Raw genomic sequence first — 24,218 nt, 5'->3', positions numbered from 1 at the left:
CCTGCGAGGCGCGCGCGATGAACAGAATGTCCTGCAATCCGCAACCGCGAACCCGAAACCCAGACCCCGGGCTCCGAACCACAGACCCCGCGACCCTCAGCCCAGGCGCTTCTCGAAGCAGATCGAGTTGGTCACGGGCTTGTACGGATCGTAGGTGGGGATGAGCTCGTAGCCGATCTTGCCGTACATCGCGACGGCGTCGGGCTGCCGGTCGCCCGTCTGCAGGATGACCGTCTCGGCACCGAGCCTCAGCGCCTCGGCCTCGATCGCCGCCATGAGGGTGAGGCCGACGCCCCGACCGCGCGCGTGCGGGGCGACGACGACGCGTTTGATCTCGAATCGCCCGTCGAGCGTGCGGAGGGCCGCGTGCCCGATGGCCTCACCCGCGTCGTCGAGCGCGAGCACGACGGCGAGGATGTCTGCGGGGTCGACCGCGAAGGCCACCGCGGCTTTCACGGCGAAGTCGGGGTCGTCGTCGTGCCGCCCCGTGTAGCGCTCGGTCATCTCGCGGTCCATCGCCGCGCGCAGCTCGACACCCCGGGCGTCGGCCCAGTCGACGACGACGGTGCGGATCGCGCCGGCGCTGAAGGGGGTGCTGGAGGGGGTACTGAAGGTGTCGCTCGACGTCATTCCTCCGACGATACCGCCACGCGTTGTTCCGGCCCCGCCAACGCCGGAGGGCGCCGACCGTGCGGTCGACGCCCTCCGGGGTGGTGCGGTGGTGCTGTGGTGCTTCGGCTCAGCGCGCCCCGACGGTCGCCGACGCGTTCGACTCGTACGACGTGTTGGTCGACTCGAAGAAGTTGACGAGCTGGAGCGTGTCGTTCGCCGCAGCCATCCACTTCGCCGGGTTCGTGACGTTGTACTCGGCGTCGAAGCCGAGCTCCTCGAGACGACGGTCGGCGAGGTACTTCACGTACTGGTTGATGTAGTTCGAGTTGAGGCCGAGGATGCCGCCGGGGAGGAGGTCGCGGTTGTACTCCTCCTCCATGGCGACGGCGTCGAGGATCATCTGCTTGATCTCGGCGGCGAACTCCTCGGTCTGCAGGTCGGGGTTCTCTTCGAGCACCGTGAGGATGAGGTTGATGCCGAACTTGAGGTGCAGGCTCTCATCGCGCACGACCCAGTCCATGAGCGAACCGAAGTTGCGCAGAAGGTTGCGCTGGCGGAAGCTCAGCGCGACCATGAAGCCCGAGTAGAACCAGATGCCCTCGAGCACGACGTTGTACGCCACGAGGTTGCGCACGAAGTCTTTCTTGCCCTCGGTCGTCGAGATGTCGAGCGTCTGCTCGGTCATCCGCTTGATGTACTTCATCTCGAACTCTTCTTTGCGTGCCATCGACGGGATGTCGACGTGCGAGTTGTACGCCGCCTCCCGGTCGATCGGGAAGGTCTCGAGAACGTACTCGAACGACATGCAGTGGTTCGCTTCCTCCCACATCTGCTTCGCGAGGTAGAGGCTGCACTCGGCCGCCGACACGTAGGGGTAGACGCCGAACGCGAGCGCCTTGTTCACGAGGAGCTCGTTCGGGTTGAAGTAGCTCATGAGGAACGTCACGGCGTGGCGCTCTTCGTCGGTCATCTTCTTGAAGTCGGCGATGTCTTCGCCGAGCTGGATCTCGTTGGGGAACCAGGTGTTGGCGACAGCCTGGTCGTAGAGGTCCATTGCCCACTGGTACTTGATCGGCTTGAGGAGGAGTCCGTCTTGCAAGCCGGTGCCGAGGATGCCCATTGTCTAGCTCTCTTTCGTGTGGTCGTGCGTCGTCGTGTTCGTTGTGGATGCCGCGGTGCCCGGAGGCGTCACTGGCAGCTGTCGCAGTGCAGGTCGTCCATCGGGTCGACCGGAACGTAGTAGTCGAAGCTCGTGTCGTTCTGCTGGGTGTCCATCAGTTGCTCGCCTTTCCGAAGCCGAAGCCCTTCTTGGGTGCCGAGGGAGCGGCGCTCTCGGCGGTCGCGGGAACAGCGGCGGACTCGGCCACCGCCGGTGCGACGGGTTCTGCCGCCGGGTGTGCCGAGACGGATGCCGGCGCCGTTCCTGCCGAGGCGCCGAAGCCCTTGCGGGCTCCCGAACCGATCTGCTCCGACTTGTTGACCTTGACCGTGGACTGCTCCGCGGTGTGGCGAGGCTTCATGTGCAGGTAGTACGTGGTCTTGACGCCACGCTCCCACGCCGACATGTAGATATCCATCATGTCGCCGATGTCGCGGGTCTCGAGGTACATGTTGCGGCTGATGGCCTGGTCGATCCACTTCTGAGCGCGAGCGGCGACCTCGAGGAAGGCGTACGGCGAGAGCTGGAAGCTCGTCTTGTATGTCGCCTTGATCTCGTCGGGGATCGCGTCGATGTTCTGGATGTCTCCCTGGCTGCGCAGGATCGTCTCACGCGTGGTGTCCCAGAGTCCGAGCTTCTGCAGGTCGGTCACGAGGTTGCGGTTGACCTCGAGGAACTTGCCGTTGGATGTCGCGCGGCTGAAGATCTGCGAGAACTGCGGGTCGAGACCGGGGGTCGTTCCCGCGACGAGTCCGATGGACGCCGTGGGCGCGATGGCCATGAGGGTCGCGTTGCGCATTCCGCCTTTGACCTTGGTGCGCAGGGCGTCCCAGTCGAGACGCGTGGTGCGGTTGACCTGGATCTCGCTTCCGCGGTCGGCTTCGGTGAGCGCGATGCTGTCGAGCGGCACGAGGCCCTGCGACCAGCGCGAGCCCTCGAAGTTGGGGTAGGCGCCGCGAACCTGGGCGAGATCGGCGCTCTCGTCGATCGCCGCGTAGGAGACGTGCTCCATGATCTCGTCGATGAGGGCGTAGGACTCTTCGCTCTCGTAGCTGATGCCGAGGCGCTCGATGATGTCGGTGAAGCCCATCACTCCGAGGCCGACCGCACGGTTCTGCTGGTTCGAGAAGTCGGCTTCCTGCACCGACGAGCGCGTGATGTCGATGAGGTTGTCGAGCTGACGCACCGCGAGGCGAGCGCTCTCGGCGATCTTCGCGAAGTCGACTCCGCCGGGGCGGCCGTCGACGTCGGGCAGGAGGTGACGCGAGAGGTTGATCGACGCGAGGTTGCACACCGACACGTTGTCTTCGTCTTGCGGGAGCGTGATCTCGGTGCAGAGGTTCGAGAGGTGGATCGTTCCCGAGTTGTTGTTAAGCGCACGGTTGTTGATCGTGTCTTTGAAGGTGAGCCACGGGTGCGACGTCGTCTGAAGCGAGATGAGGATCGACTTGAACTGCTCGCGCGCCTTGATGCGCTTGTGCATGCGCATCTGGCCGGCGTCGGCGAGGGCGACGTACTCGTTGTAGCGCTCCGAGAACGCCTTGCCGTAGAGCTCGTTGAGGTCGGAGACCTCGAGCGGGTCGAAGAGGTACCAGTCCTGGTCGTGCTGCACGCGCTTCATGAACTCGTCGCTGATCCACACGGCGGTGTTGGCCGTGCGGGTGCGGCGGTAGGGGTCGCCCGAGTTCTGGCGGAGGTCGAGGAACTCCGGGAAGTCGAGGTGCCAGTTCTCCATGTAGAAGCACAGGGCGCCGAACTTCTTGCCGCCCCGGCTCACCGCGCGCAGGATCGAGTCGATCGTGTGCATGAACGGGATCGGTCCCGTCGACGTGGTGTTGTTGGAGCGGATGGGCGAGCCCTGGGCGCGCAGCTTCGAGACCGAGAGGCCGATGCCGCCGGTTCCCTTGGTGAGCCACATGACGTCGCGCGTCGTCTTCGCGATGTGCTCCATGTCGTCTTGCATCTCCATGACGAAGCAGTTCGCGAGCTGCGGGTAGATCGTTCCGGCGTTCACGAGGGTCGAGCCTGCGGCGAGGTACTCGAGTTTCGCCATCTTCTCGTAGAACGCGATGGCCGTGCTCGTGGGGTCGGCCTCGTTGAGCGACAGGCCCATCGCGATGCGCATCCAGAAGTACTGCGGAACCTCGAGGGCGTCGCCGTTGCGGCCCTTGATGCCGTAGCGGTTGTTGAGGGTCACGACGCCGATGTATTTGAGGAGCTCGTCGTGGGCGGGCTCGAGCGCGGCGGCGAGGGTGTCGAGGTCGAACATGTCGACGAGGCGGGGGTCGAGGAGCTTCTCTTCGACGCCGCGCGTGATGTTGGCTCCGAAGTGAGCCGCGTGGAGCTGCTTGAGCTCCTCGGCGGTCGTGTAGTCGCCGAGCACGCGCTTGTAGATGGTCTTGAGCAGAAGCCGGGCGGCCACGGTGTCGAACGCCGGGTCGTCTTTGACGTTCTGCAGTGCCACCTGGATGACGGCTTCGTCGAGCTGCTGCGTCGTGATGCCGTCGAAGAGCGTGATCTCGAGTTCCGACGCGATCTGCGTGACCCACGCGATGTTGTCGTCGAGACCGGCACTCGCGTGCTCGATGGCGAGGTTGATCTTGTTGGCGTCGTATGGCTCCCGCTCGCCGTTGCGCTTAACTACCGTAATCTCCACGAAAATCTCCCTTGCGACCCCACGTTGTGTTGACCCCCGCGCCGCGCGTGATGTTCGCTCGCGGCGTGTGATCCGTCGGCTGGGTTAGATCACCAGCTCGGCGGTGTGATCACTATATAGCGGGCCTCCGACATCGGAAGAACCCTAGATGTAGTGGGCGTGTCATCCACAGATGTGCATAACTCGGCGGACTTCTCCACACCCTGTGGAACCGGATGACCCTGTTTTCGAGGCTGTTTCCCAGGGCTAGGCTGAGCCATTGTGAGTAGGTACGGCGATCTCTTGCGCGCCCCGGGGGTCGCGCGCATCATCAGCGCGCAATTGACCGCGCGTTTCCCCAACGGGATGCTCTCGCTCGCCTATCTGCTGCACATCGAGGGCATCACCGACTCCTACGGTTCCGCCGGACTCGTGCTCGCGGCGACGAGCGTCGGGCAGGCCGTCGCCGGTCCACTCACGAGCAGATGGATGGGCATCTGGGGGATGCGCAGAGTGCTCACCCTCACCCTCATCGTGTGCGCCCTCTCGATGGCGGGGATCGCGTTTCTCACCGTGCCCGTGTGGGCCTACATGCTCATCGGCCTCGTGGGAGGCCTCGCGACTCCCCCCGTGCAGCCCGCCGTGCGAACCATCTACCCGAAGATGGTCAACTCACGGCAGTTGACCCCGCTCTTCTCGCTCGACGCGTCGGCGCAGGAGATCATCTGGATCGCCGCGCCCGTCGTCACGACCTTCATCGCGACCCAGGTGTCGACGGTCGCGGCGATCGTCGTCGCCATGGTCTTCCTCGTGGGCGGCGGGGCGTGGTTCATCGCGTGCCCCGAGGTCGGGCGCGTGCGCATCCCCCGCAGCCGGCGCCGCATGGGCCTCGTGCTCGCCCGGCGCCCCGTCCTGCTCGCGACGATCACCGGATTCCTCCTCGTGGGGGCGTGCGCCGCTGTCGAAGCCGCCGTCGTCTCGAGTTTCGGTGAGGGCTCGGCGCAATCCGGGTTCGTGCTCGCCATCTGGGCCGTCGCCTCGCTCATCGGCGGACTGTCGTTCGGGCACATCCCGGTGGGTCCGTGGGCGCTCGCCCGCCGCATGTTCGTCGTGTTCGTGGGCATGGCGCTCGCGATCTTCGCGTTCGACTTCTGGTCGCTCTCGGCCGCCCTCGTGGTCGCGGGCATCACTCTCGCGCCCGCCCTCGCGGTGATGTTCGCGATCGTGTCGGCGAGCGTACGCTTCAGCGACACGGCCGAGGCCTACGGCTGGGTCGGCACGGGTCAACTCATCGGCGCCGCGCTCGGCTCCGCGGTCGCCGGGTTCCTCATCGACGCCCAGGGTTCCGTCGGGGGGTTCTGGGCGGCCGCCGCGTTCGCGGGCGTCGGGTTCATCGTGCCGACGGTCTTCCGGCGCTGGCATCCCGACTTGCGCGGGCGCGACGCGAGCCCGATTCCCGACACCGAGCCGATCGCCGTCCAGCCGAGCTGACACCGCAGGATGCGCGCCCCGCTTAGGCTGACGACATGAACTCCTCGAGCGCGAAGAATGCAGCGAAAGACGCTGGAGACAGCACCCAGGACGCCGCCCGCGATGTGAGTCGGAGCCGCGGTTTCCGGCTCGTCGCTCGCTCCGGTTATGCCGTCAACGGGATACTCCACGCCCTCATCGGGGGCATCGCGATCAGCATCGCGCTCGGCGAGGGCGGCAGCGCCGACCAGTCCGGCGCGCTCGCGGGGCTCGCAGCGACGCCCGGCGGGGTCTTCGTGCTGTGGTTCGCCGTCGTCGGGCTCGTCGGGCTCGGGGCGTGGCAGGTCGTGCAGGCGATCATCGTTCCGCCGCAAGACGAGAAACGCAAGTGGGCCGAGCGCGCGAAGGAGTTCGGCAAGGCCGTGGCCTATCTCGCGGTCGCGTCGACGGCCTTCACCTACGCGAGGGGCGGGTCGTCCGACTCGTCGAGCGACTCGACGAGCGTCACGGCGACGCTGCTCGAGTCTCCGGTGGGTGTGGCGCTCGTGGTCGCGCTCGGTCTCGCCGTGATCGCCATCGGGGGCTACTTCGTCTTCAAGGGCGCGACGAAGAAGTTCCACGAGGATGTCGCGATCCCGGGGGGCACCCTCGGGCGCGCCGTCGACGCCGCGGGTGTCGTCGGCTACATCGCCAAGGGGGTCGCCCTCGCGGTCGTCGGGATCCTCTTCATCGTCGCGGGTGTGACGCACGACGCGAGCGAAGCGACGGGCCTCGACGGCGCCCTCAAGTCGCTCACCGAGCTCCCCTTCGGCCAGGTCATCCTCTGGGTGGTCGGCGCCGGTCTCATCGCGTTCGGCGTGTACTGCTTCGCGCGCGCACGCTGGACCAAACTGTGAGACGCGACTCGTGACCGGTGCGTTCTCGCCGCTCCTCCCGCTCAGCGACGGCCACACCATTCCGCAGCTCGGCCTCGGGGTGTACAAGATCGACGACGCCGAGGCCGAGGCCGTCGTCGAGACCGCGATCTCGCTCGGCTACCGGCACATCGACACCGCGACCCTCTACGGCAACGAGCGCGGTGTCGGCGACGGCATGCGAGCGTCGGGGGTCGATCGCGACGACCTCTTCGTCACAACGAAGGTGTGGCAAGACGACCACGGTTTCGACGCGACACTGCGCGCCTTCGCCCGGTCTCTCGAGCGGCTCGCGCTCGACTACGTCGACCTCTACCTCATCCACTGGCCGGCCCCGCGGCAGGACCGCTACGTCGACACGTGGCGCGCGCTCGAACGGCTGAAGGCCGACGGCGTCGTGCGATCGATCGGCGTCTCCAACTTCCACCCTCATCACCTCGAGCGACTCCGGATCGAGACCGAGACCTCCCCCGTGATCAACCAGGTGGAACTGCACCCGTGGTTGCCCCAGCACGAGACGCGACGCTACGGCCGGGAGCACGGCATCCTCACCGAGGCGTGGTCGCCGCTCGCGCGGGGCCGCGTTCTCGACGATCCCGTGCTCGCCGGGCTCGGCGAGAAGCACGGGGTCTCGCCCGCTCGCGTCGTGCTGCGCTGGCACATCCAGCAGGGACTCGTCGTCATCCCCAAGTCGGTGTCGGCCGACCGCATCCGCGACAACGCCGACGTGTTCGGTTTCGAGCTCGACACCGACGACCTCGCCGCTATCGCGTCTCTCGAGAGCGGCGAGCGCACGGGACTCGACCCCGACGACAACGGCTGAGCGGCACCCCGGTTCACCAGCGGGGCGGGACGTCACGACACGTCACCAGCGAGGGTGCACGGCCTCACGGAAGTAGCGGTCGTAGATCTCCTTCACGGCGGCGGTGAACCCGTCGGAGAGAGGCGCGGCCTCACCCGCCGCGGCGTTCGATCGCGCTTGCTCGACCGAGCGCGCACCGGGGATGACCGAGCTCACGCCGTCGAGCTGGGCGACCCACGCGAGCGCCGCTTGCGACGTCGAGAGGCCCGTGCCCGCAGCGAGTCGCGCGAACTCCTGGGCGGCGGCGACGCCCCGATCGAAGTCGACCCCCGAGAACGTCTCGCCGACGTCGAACGCCGACCCGTCGCGGTTGTAGTTGCGGTGGTCGTTCTCGGCGAACGTGGTCTCGGTCGTGTATTTTCCGCTCAGGAGCCCCGAGGCGAGCGGCACCCGCGCGATGATCCCGACGCCGGCCGCTTTCGCCGCGGGGAGCACCTCGTCGAGAGGCTTGAGCCGGAAGGCGTTGAGGATGATCTGCACCGTCGCGGTTCCGGGGCGCGCGATCGCGGCGAGCGCTTCGTCCGCGGTCTCGACGCTCACGCCGTACGCCGCGATGGCGTCGTTCTGAACGAGGGTGTCGAGGGCGTCGTAGACGGCGTCGGTCGAGAAGACGGCGGTCGGCGGGCAGTGCAACTGCACGAGGTCGAGCGTGTCGACCCCGAGGTTGAGCCTCGAGCGGTCCGTCCACTCGCGGAACCTCGCGAGCGTGAAGTTGGCGGGGTCCTGCGCGTCGCGGCGCCCCATCTTGGTCGCGACCGTGATGCCGTGGCCGGGGTTGTCGGCGAGGTAGGAGCCGATGAACTTCTCGCTGCGCCCGTCTCCGTAGACATCCGCCGTGTCGAAGAGGGTCACTCCCGACGAGACCGCGGTGTCGAGGATGTCGCGGGCCGCCGTGTCGTCGACGTCGCCCCAGTCCGCTCCGAGCTGCCAGGTGCCGAGTCCGATGGCCGAGACGGTGCGGCCCGTGCGTCCGAGTGTTCGAGTATCCATGCTTCGAGCGTACCCGCGCGGTAACGCGCGAAAGGCGGGGAAGGTTGGGTGGTGGCGCGCCGAGGCCCGTCGTTAGCGTGACGACCATGGCGATGACGGGCACGGGAACATCAGGCACAGCGAGATCAGGCACAGCGACGACTCGAGCGCGAGCGGTCGCAGTCGTGGTCGGCATCGTGGTTCTGCTCGCGGGGTGTTCGGCGCGCGACGCGTCCGACGAGCAGACGACGGGCGGGGCATTCAGCTCCGGGTCGAGTTCGGCGGAGGGCGAGGCGTTCGACCCGTCGTTCTCGAGCGACGTCGACGCCGAAGCCGAAGCCGCTGGCGAGGGAGTCGCCCGCGAGACGGCCGCCGACGCGCGGAGCGTCATCACCACGGGGTCGCTCGCGCTGACCGTCGCCGATCCCCTCGACGCCGCCGACGAGGCCGTGCGCATCGTCGAGGCTGCGGACGGCCGCATCGACGAGCGCACCGACAACCCGGTCGAGGCGCGTGAGGATTCGAGCGCGACCCTGACCGTGCGCATCCCGTCCGACGACCTCACGACGACGATCGACCGGGTCGAGGCTCTCGGCGTCGTGCGGTGGTCGACGCACTCGAACACGGATGTCACGTCGACCGTGCGCGACCTCGACGCGCGCATCACGGCGCTCGCGAGGTCGACCGACCGCTTGCTCGACCTCATCGACACCGCGACGGACACCGACGATCTCCTCTCGATCGAGCAGGCTCTCTCGCAGAGGCAAGCCGACCTCGAGAGTCTCGAGTCCGAACGACGCTCGATCGGCGACAGCGTCGATCTCGCCACGGTGACGATCGATCTCGCGTCGGAGGAGACCGCACCCGCCGACTCGCCCGAGACGTTTCTCGGCGGCCTCGCCGTCGGCTGGGAGTCGATCATCACGGTCGCGAGCGGCGTCCTCGTGGCGCTCGGGGTTCTCCTCCCGTGGCTCGCGGTCGCCGCGATCGTCGCCGCGGTCGCCGTCGCGGCGGTGCGAGCGCGCGCCCGTCGGAGAGAATCGGCTCCGAGCGCAGACACGCGAAACGGCCCGACTCTCGATGCTTCGGGAGCATCGTCGGTGAGAATGGACGAATGACGTCGAAGAACTGGGCCGGAAATCTCACCTACCGCGCGACATCCCTCGTCGAGCCGACCTCGCTCGACGAGTTGCGCGACGTGATCGGCGCTCAGCGCTCGGTCACGGCGCTCGGCAGCAGGCACTCGTTCAACGACATCGCCGACACCGAGCACACCCAGGTCTCGGTGCGACGGATGCCCGCGGAGATGACGATCGACGCGAGCGCGCGCACCGTCACGGTCAACGCCGGTGCGCGCTACGGCGAGTTCGTCGAATCCCTCGACGCCGCGGGGTGGGCACTCCACAACCTCGCGTCGCTCCCCCACATCTCCGTCGCGGGCGCCATCGCCACCGGCACCCACGGCTCGGGTGACGGCAACGGGAGCCTTGCGAGCGCTGTCGCCGCGATGGACTTCGTGCTCGCCGACGGTTCGCTGCTCTCGGTGCGGCGGGGGGAGACCGACTTCAAGGCGATGGTCGTCGCGCTCGGCGCGCTCGGCGTCGCCCACCGCGTGACCCTCGACATCTCGCCGGCGTTCGAGATCCGCCAGTCGATCTGGGAGCGCCTCTCGTGGTCGTCGCTCGCCGACGACTTCGAAGCCATCACGTCGAGCGCCTACAGCGTGAGCCTCTTCACCGATTGGGGCGACGACGGCATCACGCAAGCGTGGCTCAAGTCGACGGCCGACGACCCCCGCGCCCTCGAGCGCGACGAGTTCTTCGGGGCGACCCCCGCATCCACACCCCTCCACCCGCTCCCCGACGTCGACCCGCAGTTCACGACCGACCAGCTCGGTGTCGCGGGTCGGTGGTGGAACCGCCTGCCGCACTTCAAGCTCGAGTTCACGCCGAGCAACGGGGAGGAGATGCAATCGGAGTACCTCGTGCCCCGCAGCCACGCCCTCGCCGCGATCGACGCCGTGCGACAGCTCGCGCCGCGCATCCGTCCCCACCTCTTCGTGTCGGAGATCCGCACGATCGCGCGCGACGACCTGTGGTTGAGCCCGAGCCACGGCGTCGACTGCGTCGCTCTGCACTTCACGTGGCAACCGCACATCGCCGAGGTCGACGCCCTCCTCCCCCACCTGGATGCCGCGCTCGCTCCGTTCGAGGCCCGACCGCACTGGGGAAAACTGTTCGCGACCGACCGTGACCGGTTGTCCGAGGTGTATCCGCGATTGCGCGCCTTCGACGCTCTCGCGTCGACCCTCGACCCCGAGGGGAAGTTCCGCAACGACTTCCTCGACCGCTGGATCTTCTCCCGCTGATCTCGGCGTGCCGTCCTACCGCATCACCGTTCCTCTCGGTCGGCTCGCGCCGGGAGTCGACCCTGCCGTCGTTCTGCCCGCCGTGGCCGATCGGGTCTCGCAGACGGCGACCGTCGAAGCGACCGATGTGAGCGTCGTGAGGTCGACGGCGCGCATCACCGTGCGCTTCGGAGCCGAAGACGACGCCACGGCGGAGACGATCGCGCGATCGGCTCTCGCGCGATCGCTCGAGCTCGCCGCCGTCGCGGGATCGGCGACCCTGACGAGGCGGGTCCGGTCGGTCTGGGAGCCCGTCTGCGCGCTCTAGCGGCACCAGAACACTCCTTTTCTCCACCGCGCGCGTATACCCCCGAGTGGGGGTGACCGATAGGGGCTTGAGTGCCGAAGTCGGGGCGCGGAGGCTGACTCCTGACACGCGGAGAGCCGAGGACCGATCGGTTCTCACACACCGCATGGAAGGAATTCACATGACGAACACCTATCCCCCGACCGCGAGCGCACCGACCTCGGACGCACCGAGCTCGAACGCACCGACCTCGAACGGCACCGTCGACTCGGCGAAGGAGCAGGCTGCGAACGTCGGCGGCTCGGCCGCGGACGCCGCGGGTCGCGTCGCCGGCGTCGCGAAAGACGAGGCGTCGAACGTCGCCCGCGAGGCGAAGAGCCAGATCTCGAACCTCGTGGGTGAAGCGCAGTCACAATTGCGAGACCAGGCGGGAACGCAGCAGACGCGCGTCGCCTCCGGGCTGCGCTCGATCGGCGACGAACTCACCGGAATGGCCGACTCCTCCGAGCAGAGCGGTGTCGCGACCGAGGTCGTGCGCCAGGTCGCCTCGCGCGCCGACGGCGTCGCGACGTGGCTCGACGACCGCGATCCCGGGTCGCTCCTCGACGAGGTCACGAGCTTCGCCCGTCGCCGCCCGGGCACGTTCATCGCCATCGCCGCCGTCGCCGGCATCCTCGCGGGGCGCCTGACGCGCTCCCTCAAGGCCGACGCGGCAGATTCGGCGAAGGCGGCCGAGACCGCGACTCCGACCGCACCCTCGACCTCGACAAGCACACCCGTCGCCGCCGAGCCGACGCCCAACCCGGCTTTCTCGCCCGCTGCGACGGGAATCTACGACGACACCGTGCGCGGGTCGGGCGACCCCCTCGCCGACGCCATCGGCGAGCCGCGCTCATGACCGACACTCCGACTCCCTCGGAAGAGAGGGCGGCGACGACCTCGCTCGGCGAGTTGCTCGGTGACGTCACGCGCGACCTCTCGACGCTCATGCGTCAGGAGATCGAGCTCGCCAAAGCGGAGCTCACCGAGACCGGTAAGCGCGCGGGTAAAGGCGCGGGCCTCCTCGGCGGCGCGGGATACGCGGGCATCATGGCCGTGTTCTTCCTCTCCGTCGCCCTGTGGTGGGCGCTCGGCTACTGGTTCGACAACCTCGCCTGGGCCGCCGTGGTCGTCGCGGTGCTGTGGGGGATCATCGCGCTCGTGATGTTCCTCGTCGGCAAGAAGGAGCTGAAGCGCGTTCCCGGCGCACCCCGCACGGTCGACTCCGTGAAGAAGATCCCCGAAGCAGTGAAGAGGAATGAGGAGAACCGATGAGCAACCCCGATCAGATCCGCGCAGACATCGAGGCGACGAGGAACGAACTCGGCAGCGATGTCGACGCCCTCGCCGACAAGGTCACGCCCTCGAAGGTCGTGCACCGCCAGACAGACAAGGTCAAGAGCGCGATCGGCGGCGTGAAGGATCGCGTCATGGGCGCGGCACACGACGCGCAGGACTCCGTGCACGGATCCGCGTCCTCCGCGGGGGGCAGCGTGAGCGGTGCCTCCCAGCAGGCCGTCGACAAGGCGAAGGGCAACCCGCTCGCCGTCGGAATCGTCGCGTTCGGCGTCGGGCTGCTCGTCGCGTCGCTCATCCCCGCGAGCGCCAGGGAGAAGCACGCGGCGTCGTCGATCAAGGACGCCGCCGAGCCTCTCGTGACCGAGGTCAGCGACGCCGCCAAGGGTGTCGCCGAGAACCTTCGCGAACCGGCCCAGCACGCCGCCGAGCAGGTCAAGGATGCCGCGACAGACGCCGCCGAGCACGTCACGTCGGAGGGCCGCTCGGCCACCGGTGACGTCAAGAGCGACGTCGATGCGGCGAAGGACACCGTGCAGAGCTCTTAGTCGAGCTCGTCACGACGAGTACCATCGAGCACCAGACCGCTCCGGCGGCGCCGGGGCCGCACACGACCTGTTCGTGTGCGGCCTTCGGTGCGTCCCACCCCTCTCGAGAAAGACCGCACCATGGCCGACAAAGGCACCAGCCACGATCTCGCTGACGCACCGAACGTCGACGACCCCCGCAAACCCGACTCCCCTCGCGACGTGTCGAAGCCGTCGTGGAAGTACGTCTTGCGCAAGACCCTCCGCGAGTTCACCTCGGACCAGTGCACCGACATCGCCGCCGCGCTCACCTATTACGCTGTGCTCGCGATCTTCCCCGCACTCATCGCCCTCGTCTCACTCCTCGGCGTCTTCGGCCAGACCGCCGACGCGCTCCTCGAGATCCTCGAGGATTTCGCCCCGCAGTCCGCCGTCGAGGTTCTCCGCGGCCCCATCGAGCAGTTCAGCTCCTCGCCCGCGGCGGGCGTCGCGCTCGTCGTCGGAATCGCGCTCGCCATCTGGTCGGCGTCGGGTTACGTCGGCGCATTCAGCCGGGCGATGAACCGCATCTACGAGATCGACGAGGGGCGCACGTTCTTCGCCCTCAAGCCCGTGCAGTTGCTCGTGACCCTCGTCGGCATCGTGATGATCCTGCTCATGACGATCATGCTCGCGATCTCCGGGCCGGTGACGGATGCGATCGGCAGCACCCTCGGGCTCGGTGAGACCGTGCGCACCGTGTGGGACATCGCGAAATGGCCGGTGATCGCCCTCATCCTCGTGCTCATGATCGCGATCCTCTACTACGCGACCCCCAACGTGAAGCAGCCCAAGTTCCGCTGGTTGAGCACGGGGGCGCTCATCGCGCTCGTCGTGCTCGTGATCGCCTCGGTCGGGTTCGCGTTCTACGTCGCGACGTTCGCCAACTACGACAGCAACTACGGGTCGCTCGGTGGTGTCGTCGTCTTCCTCCTGTGGTTGTGGATCGCCAACATCGCCCTCCTCTTCGGCGCCGAGTTCGACGCCGAACTCGAGCGGGGGCGCCAGCTCCAGGGCGGCATCGCGGCGGAGGAGAACATCCAGTTGCCGCCTCGCGGCACGAAGAAGAGCGAGAAGGCCGCCGCGCTCGAGCGCAAAGACGTCGAGCTGGGTCGAGACATCCGGCGCAAGAGTGCCGCGGAGCAGTCGCTGCGCGAGACGGGGGCCGCGCGCGCGGCCGACGACGAACGCAAGCACTCGTGAGCGACACCGGCACGGCTGCTCCGGGCGCGTCAGCGGATGCGCCCACCGAGGGCGGCTCGACGCCGCTCCGCCGCGCCGTCACCGGTCCCCTCCTCTTCGTCTTCATCCTCGGCGACGTGCTCGGCGCAGGGATCTACGCGCTCATGGGCGTGCTGTCGGATCGCGTCGGGGGCGCCCTCTGGGTGCCGCTCGTCGTCGCCCTCGGCCTCTCCCTCCTCACCGCGGGGTCGTACGCCGAACTCGTGACGAAGTATCCGAAGGCCGGGGGCGCCGCGGTGTTCGCCGAGCGCGCGTTCAAGACGCCCGTCGTGGCGTTCGTCGTCGGGTTCAGCATGCTCGCCGCGGGCGTCGTGAGTTCGGCAGGCCTCGCCCTCGCATTCGCGGGGGACTATCTCGCGACCTTCATCGACGTTCCCCCGACGGCCGCAGCGATCGTGTTCCTCGGCCTCGTCGCCGCTCTCAACGCACGCGGTATCCGCGAGTCCCTCATGAGCAACGTCGTCATGACGGTCATCGAGGTGAGCGGCCTCGTGATCGTCGTCGTCGTGGTCGCGATGCTCGTGGGCGGTGGGGGCGGCGACGTCTCGCGGGTCACCGAGTTTCCGAGCGACACGGCTCCCGCGGTCGCGACTCTCAGCGCCGCCGTCATCGCCTTCTACTCCTTCGTCGGATTCGAGACCTCGGCGAACCTCGCCGAGGAGGTGCGCGATCCGAGCCGCGTGTATCCGAAGGCGCTCTTCGGGTCGCTCGCCGTCGCGGGCGTCGTCTACGTGCTCGTGGCCATCGCGAGTTCGATCGCGCTGCCGCCCGACGAGCTCTCGGACTCGAGCGGACCGCTCCTCGCGGTCGTCGCGGCGAGCGGGGCCGGAATCCCCCCGTGGGTGTTCAGTCTCATCGCACTCGTCGCCGTCGCGAACGGCGCTCTCCTCACCATGATCATGGCGAGTCGCGTGACCTACGGCATGGCCAAGCAGGGGCTCCTTCCGTCGGCCCTCGGCCGCGTGCTGCCCCGCCGGCGCACACCGTGGGTCGCCATCGTCGCGACGACCGGCGTCGCGATGGCGCTCACCCTCGTCTCCGACCTCGAGACCCTCGCGTCGACCGTCGTGCTCCTGCTCCTCGTGGTCTTCATCAGCACCAACGTGGCCGTGCTCGTTCTCAAGCGCGACACGGTCGAGCACGCGCACTTCCGGGTGTGGCCCGTCATCCCCGTGCTCGGGGTGCTCTCGTGTATCGGACTCATGACCCAGCAGCCGGGCCAGGTGTGGCTCTTCGCGGGCATCTTCGTCGCGATCGGTGTGGCGTTGCACTTCGTCGCACGGCTCGCCCGCCGCACACCGGGAAGCAGCACCCGCGGCTGAGTGTGCCGCACGGTGACAAGACGAAAGCCCCGGCCATCCGGCCGGGGCTTTCTCGCGTGGACCCTAGGAGATTCGAACTCCTGACCTCCTCGATGCGAACGAGGCGCGCTACCAACTGCGCCAAGGGCCCGTGCGACTGTCCACGATATCAGGATTTCGGAGGCCCGATGTGCGCGGGCGCGACGTCAGAGCGCGACGGCTAGACAGCGCGGCGACGGCGGAGCGCCGCGTCGAGGTCGGGGGCCCGAGTGTCTCCCGCGTCGACGATGCCCATGCGCGCGAAGCGGCTGTCCGCCGCGCCGGGCTCGGTCTGACGGGCTGGCGCGGACTGCCGGATGGGCGTGACCTTCTCGGCCCGCTCGGCGGCGATGGCGGCTCGCTCCGCGCGGTCCGCCTCCTCGAGAACTCGGGTGCGCTCGGCGATGACGCTCGCCTCGGAGACGATCGCCTGCGGTGCGGGCTTCGACAGGTAGAGGGGCTTCGGCAGGGGCACGGGAGTCCACGCGGCGGGTTCGTGCGGCGCGACGACCTCGGGTGCGACGGTGCGGGCGGCAACCGCGGGCGCGCTCACCGACGAGACACGGGCTGCCGCGAGCATCCGCTTGCGCGACACCGTGGCCATGACGACGAGCAGGGAGACAGCCGCGACGGCCCCGAGAGACGCGAGCACGACCACTGCCGACGCGACCCCCGCGAGAAGCGGAGTGAACGTCGCGGCGATCGTCGCGAGGCACAGCGCGAGGAAACCGGTGGTCAGGGCACGCGATCGCCTCAAGCGCGCGGCAGCGCGAGAGTGGGCGAGGATCTCGGTCGCCGGAACGGGCGTGAGGCTCGCGAGGGTCCTGGTCGCGGCGCGACTCATCGCGGCCGCTCGGGCACGCTCGACGGCGCGCTGACGCTCGAACTCCTGGCGCAAGACCCGCTGCTGCGCGGCGATGCTCTTCGCGGTCGACTCGACGTGGATGGGCTCGGGAACCTCGGCCGTCTCGGCGAGGATGCGCAGCGTCTGCTGCAGCCGCACCGCGTTGCGTTCCGTCGCGACGTACTCGCGTCGGCGGAACCAGGTCGGCATGAGATAGACGAGCCAGAGAACAGCAGCGAGAGCGATGACCACGCTCGATCCGACACCCTCGATCCCCATGCGTTCACGGTAGACCCCGCGCCGGCGCTAGCTCGCGATTGTGCGGGGTGTGTTCGGCGCGACGATCGCGTGTCGTCTCGTGCCCTCGGGTCAGAAGGTGCTGCCGAGCCGCATGGGCGACGCGGCGGCCGCTCGATCGGCGGCGGGGATCTCGGCGTTGCTCGCGGGCACGCGTCCGTCGCGCCACCGTCGGAGAACGCCCGTCGGCAGCTCTTCGACCACGAGCGCGAAACAGAAGTGGTCGCGCCAGTCGCCGTTGATGTGGATGTAGCGGCGCCGGAGCCCCTCGTAGCGGAACCCGAGTTTCTGCACGACCCGCAGCGACGCCTCGTTCTCGGGACGGATGCAGATCTCCATGCGGTGCAGCCCCGCCTGGAAGAAGCAGTAGTCGGTCGCGAGCGCGACCGCGGTGGGGGTGAGCCCCTTGCCCGCGAACCTCTCCGACACCCAGTAGCCGATTGTCGCCGACCCGAGCGACCCGTAGGTGATCGACGACACGTTGAGCTGACCCGCGAGCTCGCCCTCGTATTCGATGATGAACGGCAGACCGAAACCGCCGCGCGCGTTGGCCTGGAGCCCGCGGATGCTCGCGCGCGTGTCGAAACTGAGCGGACCGTGGGGGTTGGTCGCCTCCCACTTGCGCAACCAGCCTCGGTTGTCGAGGAGTTCGCGCTCGAGAAGTCGAGCGTCGCGGAGGCGGATGGGACGGATGGTCACGGCGCCGTCGCGCAACGTGGGGATCGCCGCGGGCATGGGCTCAGTCTAGGTCGCCGGCACACCCCGCCGGCATCGATGCGCGACGGCGGGGCGTGCGACGACCGGCCCGGTCGGGATCAGTCGAGACCGGCCGCGAAGTCTTTGAGCCACGGGCGCAGTCCGGCGCCGAGGTCTTCGCGATCGACCGCGAGTTGCACGATCGCCTTGATGTAGTCGAGACGGTCACCCGTGTCGTAGCGACGACCGCGGAATACGACACCGTAGACGCCACCGGTCCACTCGGGGGCCGCCGCCATCTTCTCGAGAGCGTCGGTGAGCTGGATCTCCCCGCCCTTGCCCGGCTCGGTGTGCTCGAGCACGTCGAAGACCTCGGGGCGCAGGATGTAGCGACCGATGATCGCGTAGTTCGAGGGTGCCGTGCCCGGTGCGGGCTTCTCGACGAGTCCCGTGATGCGCACGACCTCGTCGTCGTCGGTCTTCTCGACCGTCGCGACGCCGTACATGTGCGCGAGTTCGGGGTCGACCTCGAGCAGGGCGACGACGCTCGCGTTGCGCTTGCCCGCCTCCGCGATCATGCGCGTGAGGAGCACGTCGCGGTCGTCGATGATGTCGTCACCGAGCAGCACGGCGAACGGCTCGCGCCCGACGTGCATCTTGGCGCGCAGCACCGCGTGCCCGAGTCCCTTCGGGTCACCCTGGCGCACGTAGTGCATGTCGGCCAGATCGGTGGAGTAGTTGACCTTCTGCAGACGATCGGTGTCGCCCTTCTTGAGGAGGGTCGCTTCGAGCTCTCCCACGCGGTCGAAGTGGTTCTCGAGGGCGTTCTTGTTGCGGCCCGTGATCATGAGGACGTCGCGGAGTCCGGCGCCGACCGCTTCTTCGACGACGTACTGGATGGCCGGCTTGTCGACGACCGGAAGCATCTCCTTCGGCATCGCTTTGGTGGCGGGCAAGAAACGCGTACCGAGGCCTGCGGCCGGGATAACAGCTTTGGAGATAGAGAAGACCATGACCACAGGCTAGCCTCTGCGAGGTTTCGAGCGGGTGAACTGGCCCCGTTTAGAATTGCCGCATGACGGCCGATGTGAGCCACCAGAAACGCGCCCTCCGTGCCGAGTTGCGTCAGCGGCGCCGGCAGCTCGGCGAACGCGACCTCGCCGCAGCGACGGACGCACTGCTCGATCACCTCACCCGTCTGACGACCGAGCTGGGCGCGACATCCGTGGCCGCCTACCTCCCGGCGTCGGATGAGCCGGACGTGCGGCCATACATCGACTGGGCTCTCGCGCGAGGCATCCGCGTGCTCCTCCCGATCTCCCGCGACGACGGCCTGCTCGACTGGGCGGTCGCGACGGGGGGCGCCGAAGAGATCGGCCTGTTCGGCATGCCCGAACCGGTGGGCGACGTGCTCGGACCCATCGCGATCAACGACGTCGACCTCATCGTCGTGCCCGCCGCGAGCGTCGACCGCAGCGGCATGCGCATGGGGTGGGGGCGAGGATATTTCGACCGCACCCTCGGATCGATGGAACGGTGCCCCCCGGTCTATGCTGTGATCTTCGACACCGAGCTCGTCGACTCCGTGCCGACCGAAGTGCACGACAAGCGAGTGGACGGCGTCGTCACCCCCAGCGCCGTCGTCACCTTCTGACCCGGCCGCGCCGTTCGCTCCTCCGGAGGACCCCGTGCCCACCTACTCCTATCGCTGCACCGAGTGCGACAACGCCTTCGACATCCACCAGGCGTTCACCGACGACTCGCTCACCGTGTGCCCCGTGTGCTCGGGCAAGCTGCGCAAAGTGTTCACCGCGATCGGCGTGAGCTTCACCGGATCGGGGTTCTACCGCAACGATTCGCGCGAGGCATCCGGTTCGGGCGGCGCGAAATCCGGAGCCTCGACGTCGTCGAGCGACTCGTCGAGCACGACAGAGAAATCCTCGACCCCCGCGAAGACCGAACCGAGCGCGGCGAAGTCGGACTCCGGCTCCGGCTCCGGCTCCGGCTCCAGCTCCAGCTCCAGCTCGAGCCCGGCCGCATCGAGCCCATCGTCGAGCAGCTCTCCGTCCAGTTCCGCTTCCTCTTAACCCGTTGACCCGGCCCTCGACCTCGACCACCAGGAGACCACCATGTTCACCGGCTTCAAAGAATTCATCCTGCGCGGCAACGTCATCGACCTCGCGGTCGCCGTCGTCATCGGGGCCGCCTTCACGTCGATCGTCAACGCCCTCGTCACGAGCATCTTCAACCCGGCGATCGGTGCGCTCTTCAACGCCGCGAGCCTCAACGAGGCACTCCCCGTCTACATCCCGACGACGAGCGGCGGCACCGCCACCCTCGCGTTCGGCGCGGTCATCGCCGCCGTCATCCAGTTTCTGCTCGTCGCGTTCGTCGTCTACTTCGTGCTCGTCGTGCCGATCAACCGGCTCAAGCGCGTGGCCTTCCTGAACCAGAAGAACGAGGAGGAGGCGTCGCCCGTCGACGTGCCCCCCACCGAGACCGAGCTGCTCATCGAGATCCGCGACCTCCTCGCGGGCCGCCCCTCCCCCGAGGGCAACCACACGCTCCCCGGCGCGATCGCCACGGACGGCACCTCGCCGCGGCACTGAGCCGCGCGCTCACCCCCAGTGCGGCGGCTTGTCGGCCTTCAGTCGCTCGTCGTTCTCGCGCCCGGTGTGGCGCTCGGGCTCGGGTTGCGGCGACGGATCCGACCCTGCGACCGGGTCGGTCGTGACCCGGCGGCCACGACGGCGGACGCCGGGCGGTGTTCCGGCGCCCGCATCCCCGGCGCTCGTCTCCCCGGCGCCAGTCTCCCCCTCGCCCGGGTGGCCGGTCACGAGGGGATGACGGCGATCGGCTCGGTGCGCGGGTGCGCCGGGGCGAGACCGAGCATCGTCGCGATGCGGTCGGCGACGGCATCCGGCTCGCTGAAGAGCTCGAACGAGTGCACGCGCAAGTAGTGCCACCCGAGGCGGCGCAGCATCTCGGGGCGCAGGCGCAGCGACTCGCGGAGGCTCGTCGGTTCACCGGCGACGCTCGAAAGCATCGTGTCGGTCTCGATCGTGAGGCACATGCCGCCGTTGGCGACCACGAGTCCGAGCTTTCCGCGGTGCCCGAGCGCCACACGCAGCCCGCGCGACCGCAACCGGCGCGCGAGGTCGACGAGCATGGGGTCGCCGTGATCCTCGGTCGCGTCGGCCGGCGGTGTGCGCGCGGCATCCGTGAGAATCTCCGAGAGCGCGACGGCGCCGTAGTTCATGCGCGACTCGTCGATGTCCGCCGCCTCGAAGCACGTGACGATGACCATCGATCGGCGCGCTCGCGTCATCGCGACGGCGAGCAAGCGCTCACCCCCGGGGGCTCCGAGCGCACCGAAGTCGCTCAGCACTCGACCGTGCGGGGTGCGCCCGTATCCGATGGAGAAGATCACGCGGTCGCGGCTCTCGGCGACGGCCTGGTCGAGAGTGAGAACCGTGAAGGGTTCGGGGCGGTCGCTCAGGATGAACTCGTTGAGTTCGGGCCGCGTCGCGACCGCAGTGAGCACCGCTTGCTGCACGCGCACGACGTGCTTGGCGCTCGCGGTGATGACCATGAGGGATTCGCGCGGCCTCGTCGCGGCGTGATCGAGCACGAGCTCGACGACCCTCGCGACCTCGGCGTCGACACTCTCGACGGCTCCCGAGACGGGGTCGGGCATGCCGTGGCCGCCGCGCACGTGGTCGAGACGCAGGCTCGGGTGACCGAGGAAGGTTCCGGCCCACGGGAGTGACTGGATCTTGCCCGCGTAGAAGCGACGGTTCACGAGCTCGGCGAGGTCTTCGCCGCCGGCACGGTAGCTGCGGGTGAGCGCGAGGGTTGGCAGGAGGGTGCCGAGTCTCGCGAGAGCGGAGTCCGCGTGGATCTGCTCGAGTTCGGCGTCGATGAGCGGCCGGTCGCGCTTCTCGAAGTCGTCGGCGATCGCGATCGTGAAGTCGGCGGGGGTCTGCGTCACCGGGTCGCCGAACGCGACGGTCTGCTTGGCGCGACGGATGGCGCCGACGCTCTCGGCGAGCGTCATGGCGCCCGCGTCGACGAGAACGACGGCGTCGATCTGCATCGAATCGGTGATCGTGTCGATCTCGTAAGGCGAGGCGAGCCACACGGGCGCGACGGCGCGCGAGAGGTGCGGCGCGGCACGCTGCAGCTCGGCCGAGGTGATCGTCGCCCGACGCAGCGCGGTTTTGAGGGCGACGGCCTCGTCCGGCCAGTCGACGAGCCCGATGTTCCAGTTCTCGGCGAGCTGCCACCCGAGCAATTGCGCGCTCCCGGCGGCGTGCGCCTCGTCGACGAGGCGGAAGTCGGCCTCGAGCCGGTCGAGCACGGCGGTGTTGGCGTTGAGGAGGGCGCGATCGTCGTCGAGGAGCGCCTCGAGGGCGGACTGCCACCATCCGAGTTCGAGTTCCGACGCGACGAGCTCGGCCGGGACGTGCCTCGAGGCGAGGTCGGCGATGAGGCCGTCGAGCTCGAGGGTGCGGAGCATCTGACGGATCTCGGCGCGCTCCTGCAGGTTGTGCAGCACGTCGGACTCCTCGGCGAGGGCCGCGACCCTCTCGCCGAGCTCGGCGATCGGGAGGTTCACGAGCTGCTCACTGAACTCGACGGTGTTGAGCGGGCGGTCGAGGGTCGTGAGGTCCTGATCGACCCGCTGCCACGCGGCCTGCAGGTCGGCGATGCCGACGGGGATCTCGGGCGGCGCGCCCGCGGCGACGAAACGCTGCCAGAGGATGCGCTGCTGCTGGATGCGCGCGAGGCTGTCGTGCAGGTCGGAGACGTGCACCCCGGGGCGCACGTACTCGCGCGCGAGCCTCTTGAGTCGGCGACGGTTCGCCCCCGACATCTCCGGCGAGTCGCGGCGCGATGCGGTCGCCGCGACGAGTTCGCCGAGCGAGCGGTCGAAGACCACGGGGAGGAACTTGTCGAGGGTGTCGCGGATGTCGGTGAGTAGACGCAGATAGACGCCGAGCTGCGTGATGCTCTCGAACGGGCGCATGTGGGTCGCGCCGATGACCTCGCCCGCACGCACGAGGAGGTGCGGGAGGTCGGTCTCGTGGAGGCGCTTGGCGAGAGCGTGGGCATCCGTCGCCTCCTCGCTCGTCGCGAAGGTCGCGCCGTACCAGGGGGAGTCGCCCGGGCCGTACTTGAACTCTCCGAGGGTCGCCGCTTGCACCATGGCGTCGGCGGCCTGCTCGCGCGAGTCGGCGAGGGCAGCGAGCGACGAGCGCGTCAACCGCACGGTCGTCGACGGCGGGGTCGGCAGGAGGGCGAGCCGCGAGAGCTCGGTGAGGCAGTCGAGCACCGAGATGCCGAGGTCGCCGTCGACTCGCGCGATCGCCGTGCGGTAGTCGAGCAGCACGCGGCGCAAGCGCACGAGAGCCTCGTCGACCTCGCCGACGTGGGGCTGTTTGGCCTTCTCGTTGCGGGCGATCGAGCGGATGAGGTCGCGGCGGAGCGTCGAGGGTGAGACCGCGAAGCCCGCGAGGCCGATGTCGCCGAGTCGTGTCGCGATGCCCGTGAGGGTCGCGCGGCGGGGGCTCACGACGAGCACCCTCTTGTTCTGCGCGACGAGGCAGCCGACCGCGTTGACGATGGTCTGCGTTCCGCCCGTTCCCGGCAGCGTCTTGACGACGACCGAGTTGCCCGCGGCGATCTGCGCGACGACGTTCTCCTGCTCGGCGTCGGCGTCGAGCAGGAGGGTGTCGGTCTCGGGCGAACGCGCGTCCTGATGCTGGGGTTCGACGGGCGCGAACCCCTCCTCCACCGCCCACTTGGCGTTCGCGTTGCCGGCGAGGGCGTCGAGGATGGGGTGATCGAGGTTGGCGGCATCGGCGGCGAGCCGCGTGCCGACATCCGCGAACGACGAGACGACGAGTCGCGGCTGCACGTTGAACCAGTCGAGGTGCGACGTGAGCCCGCGGAGGCGATCGATCACGGGGTTGGGCTTGAACGAGCCGTCGGATTCGGCGAGCGCCGCGAACGACGCGCTGTCGAGCTCGATCGAGAACTGCTCGCGCAAGGCGCGCGCGAGCTCGGGGTTGAGGTAGGCGGCCCCGCGCAGACGGATCTCGAAGTCGCGGCCGTAGCGACGGATCGCGAGAGGGCGGAGCAGGATGGGAGCGCAGAAGTCCTCGTCGCCGAACTGCCATTCGGCGAGACCGATTCCGAGGTGCACCGAGTCGATGCCGCGCGCGGTGGCGAGCTCGACACCCTTCGACGCGATCTCCCCCGCGGCCGTCTTCGCGGCGCGCAGAGCGAGGTCGTCGCGGATGAGGCTCGAGAGCAGCGTCGTCTTGCCCGTGATGAAGCGGGCGAGGCCACCGGGGTGCGTCGTGCTCAACTCGATGCGCGTGCGCGGCGCGTCGACGAAGTGCAGGAGGGGGGAACGCCCGCCGAGAGTGGCGAGCTCGGCCCGCCACCCCTGCCAGGTCGGTTCGGCGACATTGCCGAGCCGGTAGCTCGGGTCACCGAGGCTGAGCGCGTGCGGAGCCGTCACTTGATGCTCCGCTCGCGCGGGGGTCTCTTCGGAAGTCGACGGGAAATCCACCGTCTCTTCTCGTCTGTCTGCACGCCACACACCGTCACCTTAA

The 24,218-nt window shown here is 68.6% G+C and carries 22 protein-coding genes and 1 tRNA gene; 14 read left to right on the top strand and 9 right to left on the bottom strand.

What is annotated here, in order from left to right; all coding sequences use genetic code 11:
- Window positions 1-96 precede the first annotated feature (96 nt).
- From ACLHIH_RS00390 to ACLHIH_RS00380, 3 genes are all read right to left on the bottom strand, one after another.
- Window positions 97-630, bottom strand: coding sequence for a GNAT family N-acetyltransferase (locus tag ACLHIH_RS00390; protein WP_411314746.1), 534 nt, complete (start codon window positions 628-630; stop codon window positions 97-99).
- Between the two features lie 109 nt (window positions 631-739).
- Window positions 740-1,732: a ribonucleotide-diphosphate reductase subunit beta gene (locus ACLHIH_RS00385; RefSeq protein WP_411314745.1), complete on the bottom strand. Its 993-nt coding sequence runs from the start codon at window positions 1,730-1,732 to the stop codon at window positions 740-742.
- 154 nt (window positions 1,733-1,886) lie between these two features.
- Entirely contained in the window at window positions 1,887-4,427 is a 2,541-nt protein-coding gene (locus tag ACLHIH_RS00380; RefSeq protein WP_411314744.1) for a ribonucleoside-diphosphate reductase subunit alpha, read from the bottom strand.
- Between the two features lie 261 nt (window positions 4,428-4,688).
- On the opposite strand from ACLHIH_RS00380, the gene ACLHIH_RS00375 reads away from it, so the two are divergent.
- Genes ACLHIH_RS00375 through ACLHIH_RS00365 form a run of 3 tightly spaced genes read left to right on the top strand, consistent with a single transcriptional unit; the run spans window position 4,689 to window position 7,613 of the window.
- Window positions 4,689-5,897, top strand: coding sequence for an MFS transporter (locus tag ACLHIH_RS00375; RefSeq protein ID WP_411314743.1), 1,209 nt, complete (start codon window positions 4,689-4,691; stop codon window positions 5,895-5,897).
- Between the two features lie 35 nt (window positions 5,898-5,932).
- Window positions 5,933-6,772, top strand: a complete 840-nt coding sequence (locus tag ACLHIH_RS00370) for a DUF1206 domain-containing protein (RefSeq protein ID WP_411314742.1) — start codon at window positions 5,933-5,935, stop codon at window positions 6,770-6,772.
- A 10-nt stretch (window positions 6,773-6,782) separates the two neighbouring features.
- A complete protein-coding gene (locus ACLHIH_RS00365) occupies window positions 6,783-7,613 on the top strand; it encodes an aldo/keto reductase (protein WP_411314741.1) in 831 nt (276 codons plus the stop codon).
- A gap of 42 nt (window positions 7,614-7,655) precedes the next feature.
- On the opposite strand, the gene ACLHIH_RS00360 is transcribed toward ACLHIH_RS00365, so the two are convergent.
- Complete coding sequence (locus ACLHIH_RS00360) at window positions 7,656-8,642, bottom strand: aldo/keto reductase (RefSeq protein ID WP_411314740.1); 987 nt, start codon at window positions 8,640-8,642, stop codon at window positions 7,656-7,658.
- 164 nt (window positions 8,643-8,806) lie between these two features.
- On the opposite strand from ACLHIH_RS00360, the gene ACLHIH_RS00355 reads away from it, so the two are divergent.
- The 8 genes from ACLHIH_RS00355 to ACLHIH_RS00320 all read left to right on the top strand — a co-directional run bounded on the left by ACLHIH_RS00355 (window position 8,807) and on the right by ACLHIH_RS00320 (window position 15,740).
- Window positions 8,807-9,739 (top strand): DUF4349 domain-containing protein, encoded by a 933-nt coding sequence (locus ACLHIH_RS00355; protein ID WP_411314739.1) that lies wholly within the window; start codon window positions 8,807-8,809, stop codon window positions 9,737-9,739.
- Window positions 9,736-10,989: an FAD-binding protein gene (locus tag ACLHIH_RS00350; protein WP_411314738.1), complete on the top strand. Its 1,254-nt coding sequence runs from the start codon at window positions 9,736-9,738 to the stop codon at window positions 10,987-10,989. Before ACLHIH_RS00355 ends, ACLHIH_RS00350 begins: the two co-directional genes overlap by 4 nt.
- Window positions 10,990-10,996: 7 nt before the next feature.
- Window positions 10,997-11,296, top strand: a complete 300-nt coding sequence (locus ACLHIH_RS00345; RefSeq protein WP_411314737.1) for a hypothetical protein — start codon at window positions 10,997-10,999, stop codon at window positions 11,294-11,296.
- A gap of 160 nt (window positions 11,297-11,456) precedes the next feature.
- Window positions 11,457-12,173, top strand: a complete 717-nt coding sequence (locus ACLHIH_RS00340) for a hypothetical protein (protein ID WP_411314736.1) — start codon at window positions 11,457-11,459, stop codon at window positions 12,171-12,173.
- Entirely contained in the window at window positions 12,170-12,589 is a 420-nt protein-coding gene (locus ACLHIH_RS00335; protein ID WP_411314735.1) for a phage holin family protein, read from the top strand. The genes ACLHIH_RS00340 and ACLHIH_RS00335 overlap by 4 nt, the downstream gene beginning before the upstream one ends.
- On the top strand, window positions 12,586-13,158 hold the full coding sequence (locus ACLHIH_RS00330) for a DUF3618 domain-containing protein (RefSeq protein WP_411314734.1): 573 nt from the start codon (window positions 12,586-12,588) through the stop codon (window positions 13,156-13,158). Before ACLHIH_RS00335 ends, ACLHIH_RS00330 begins: the two co-directional genes overlap by 4 nt.
- 120 nt (window positions 13,159-13,278) lie before the next feature.
- Window positions 13,279-14,379 (top strand): YihY/virulence factor BrkB family protein, encoded by a 1,101-nt coding sequence (locus ACLHIH_RS00325; protein WP_411314733.1) that lies wholly within the window; start codon window positions 13,279-13,281, stop codon window positions 14,377-14,379.
- Window positions 14,376-15,740, top strand: coding sequence for an APC family permease (locus tag ACLHIH_RS00320; protein WP_411314732.1), 1,365 nt, complete (start codon window positions 14,376-14,378; stop codon window positions 15,738-15,740). The genes ACLHIH_RS00325 and ACLHIH_RS00320 overlap by 4 nt, the downstream gene beginning before the upstream one ends.
- 57 nt (window positions 15,741-15,797) lie before the next feature.
- On the opposite strand, the gene ACLHIH_RS00315 is transcribed toward ACLHIH_RS00320, so the two are convergent.
- The 4 genes from ACLHIH_RS00315 to galU all read right to left on the bottom strand — a co-directional run bounded on the left by ACLHIH_RS00315 (window position 15,798) and on the right by galU (window position 18,608).
- Window positions 15,798-15,870, bottom strand: a tRNA-Ala gene (locus tag ACLHIH_RS00315).
- 69 nt (window positions 15,871-15,939) lie between these two features.
- Complete coding sequence (locus tag ACLHIH_RS00310; RefSeq protein ID WP_411314731.1) at window positions 15,940-16,881, bottom strand: hypothetical protein; 942 nt, start codon at window positions 16,879-16,881, stop codon at window positions 15,940-15,942.
- A gap of 90 nt (window positions 16,882-16,971) precedes the next feature.
- On the bottom strand, window positions 16,972-17,634 hold the full coding sequence (locus tag ACLHIH_RS00305) for a GNAT family N-acetyltransferase (protein WP_411314730.1): 663 nt from the start codon (window positions 17,632-17,634) through the stop codon (window positions 16,972-16,974).
- An 80-nt stretch (window positions 17,635-17,714) separates the two neighbouring features.
- Entirely contained in the window at window positions 17,715-18,608 is an 894-nt protein-coding gene (gene galU / locus ACLHIH_RS00300) for a UTP--glucose-1-phosphate uridylyltransferase GalU (RefSeq protein ID WP_411314729.1), read from the bottom strand.
- Window positions 18,609-18,670: 62 nt separating this feature from the next.
- Here galU and ACLHIH_RS00295 point away from each other — a divergent pair, with 62 nt between their 5' ends.
- The 3 genes from ACLHIH_RS00295 to mscL are packed head-to-tail and all read left to right on the top strand — an operon-like array spanning window position 18,671 to window position 20,204.
- Window positions 18,671-19,249 (top strand): 5-formyltetrahydrofolate cyclo-ligase, encoded by a 579-nt coding sequence (locus tag ACLHIH_RS00295; protein WP_411314728.1) that lies wholly within the window; start codon window positions 18,671-18,673, stop codon window positions 19,247-19,249.
- A 34-nt stretch (window positions 19,250-19,283) separates the two neighbouring features.
- Window positions 19,284-19,682, top strand: coding sequence for an FmdB family zinc ribbon protein (locus tag ACLHIH_RS00290; RefSeq protein WP_411314727.1), 399 nt, complete (start codon window positions 19,284-19,286; stop codon window positions 19,680-19,682).
- Between the two features lie 42 nt (window positions 19,683-19,724).
- Window positions 19,725-20,204, top strand: a complete 480-nt coding sequence (gene mscL / locus ACLHIH_RS00285; protein WP_411314726.1) for a large conductance mechanosensitive channel protein MscL — start codon at window positions 19,725-19,727, stop codon at window positions 20,202-20,204.
- A 224-nt stretch (window positions 20,205-20,428) separates the two neighbouring features.
- Here mscL and ACLHIH_RS00280 read toward each other — a convergent pair whose 3' ends face one another.
- Window positions 20,429-24,205 carry an AAA family ATPase gene (locus tag ACLHIH_RS00280; RefSeq protein ID WP_411314725.1) on the bottom strand — a complete coding sequence of 1,259 codons (3,777 nt, stop codon included), beginning with the start codon at window positions 24,203-24,205 and terminating at the stop codon, window positions 20,429-20,431.
- Between the last annotated feature and the right edge of the window lie 13 nt (window positions 24,206-24,218).

It is taken from the genome of Marisediminicola sp. LYQ134 (assembly GCF_046599635.1).
Classification (GTDB): domain Bacteria; phylum Actinomycetota; class Actinomycetes; order Actinomycetales; family Microbacteriaceae; genus Marisediminicola.
The sequence above is the reverse complement of the archived record's forward strand: the minus strand, read 5'-3'. Positions and strand labels throughout refer to the sequence as shown.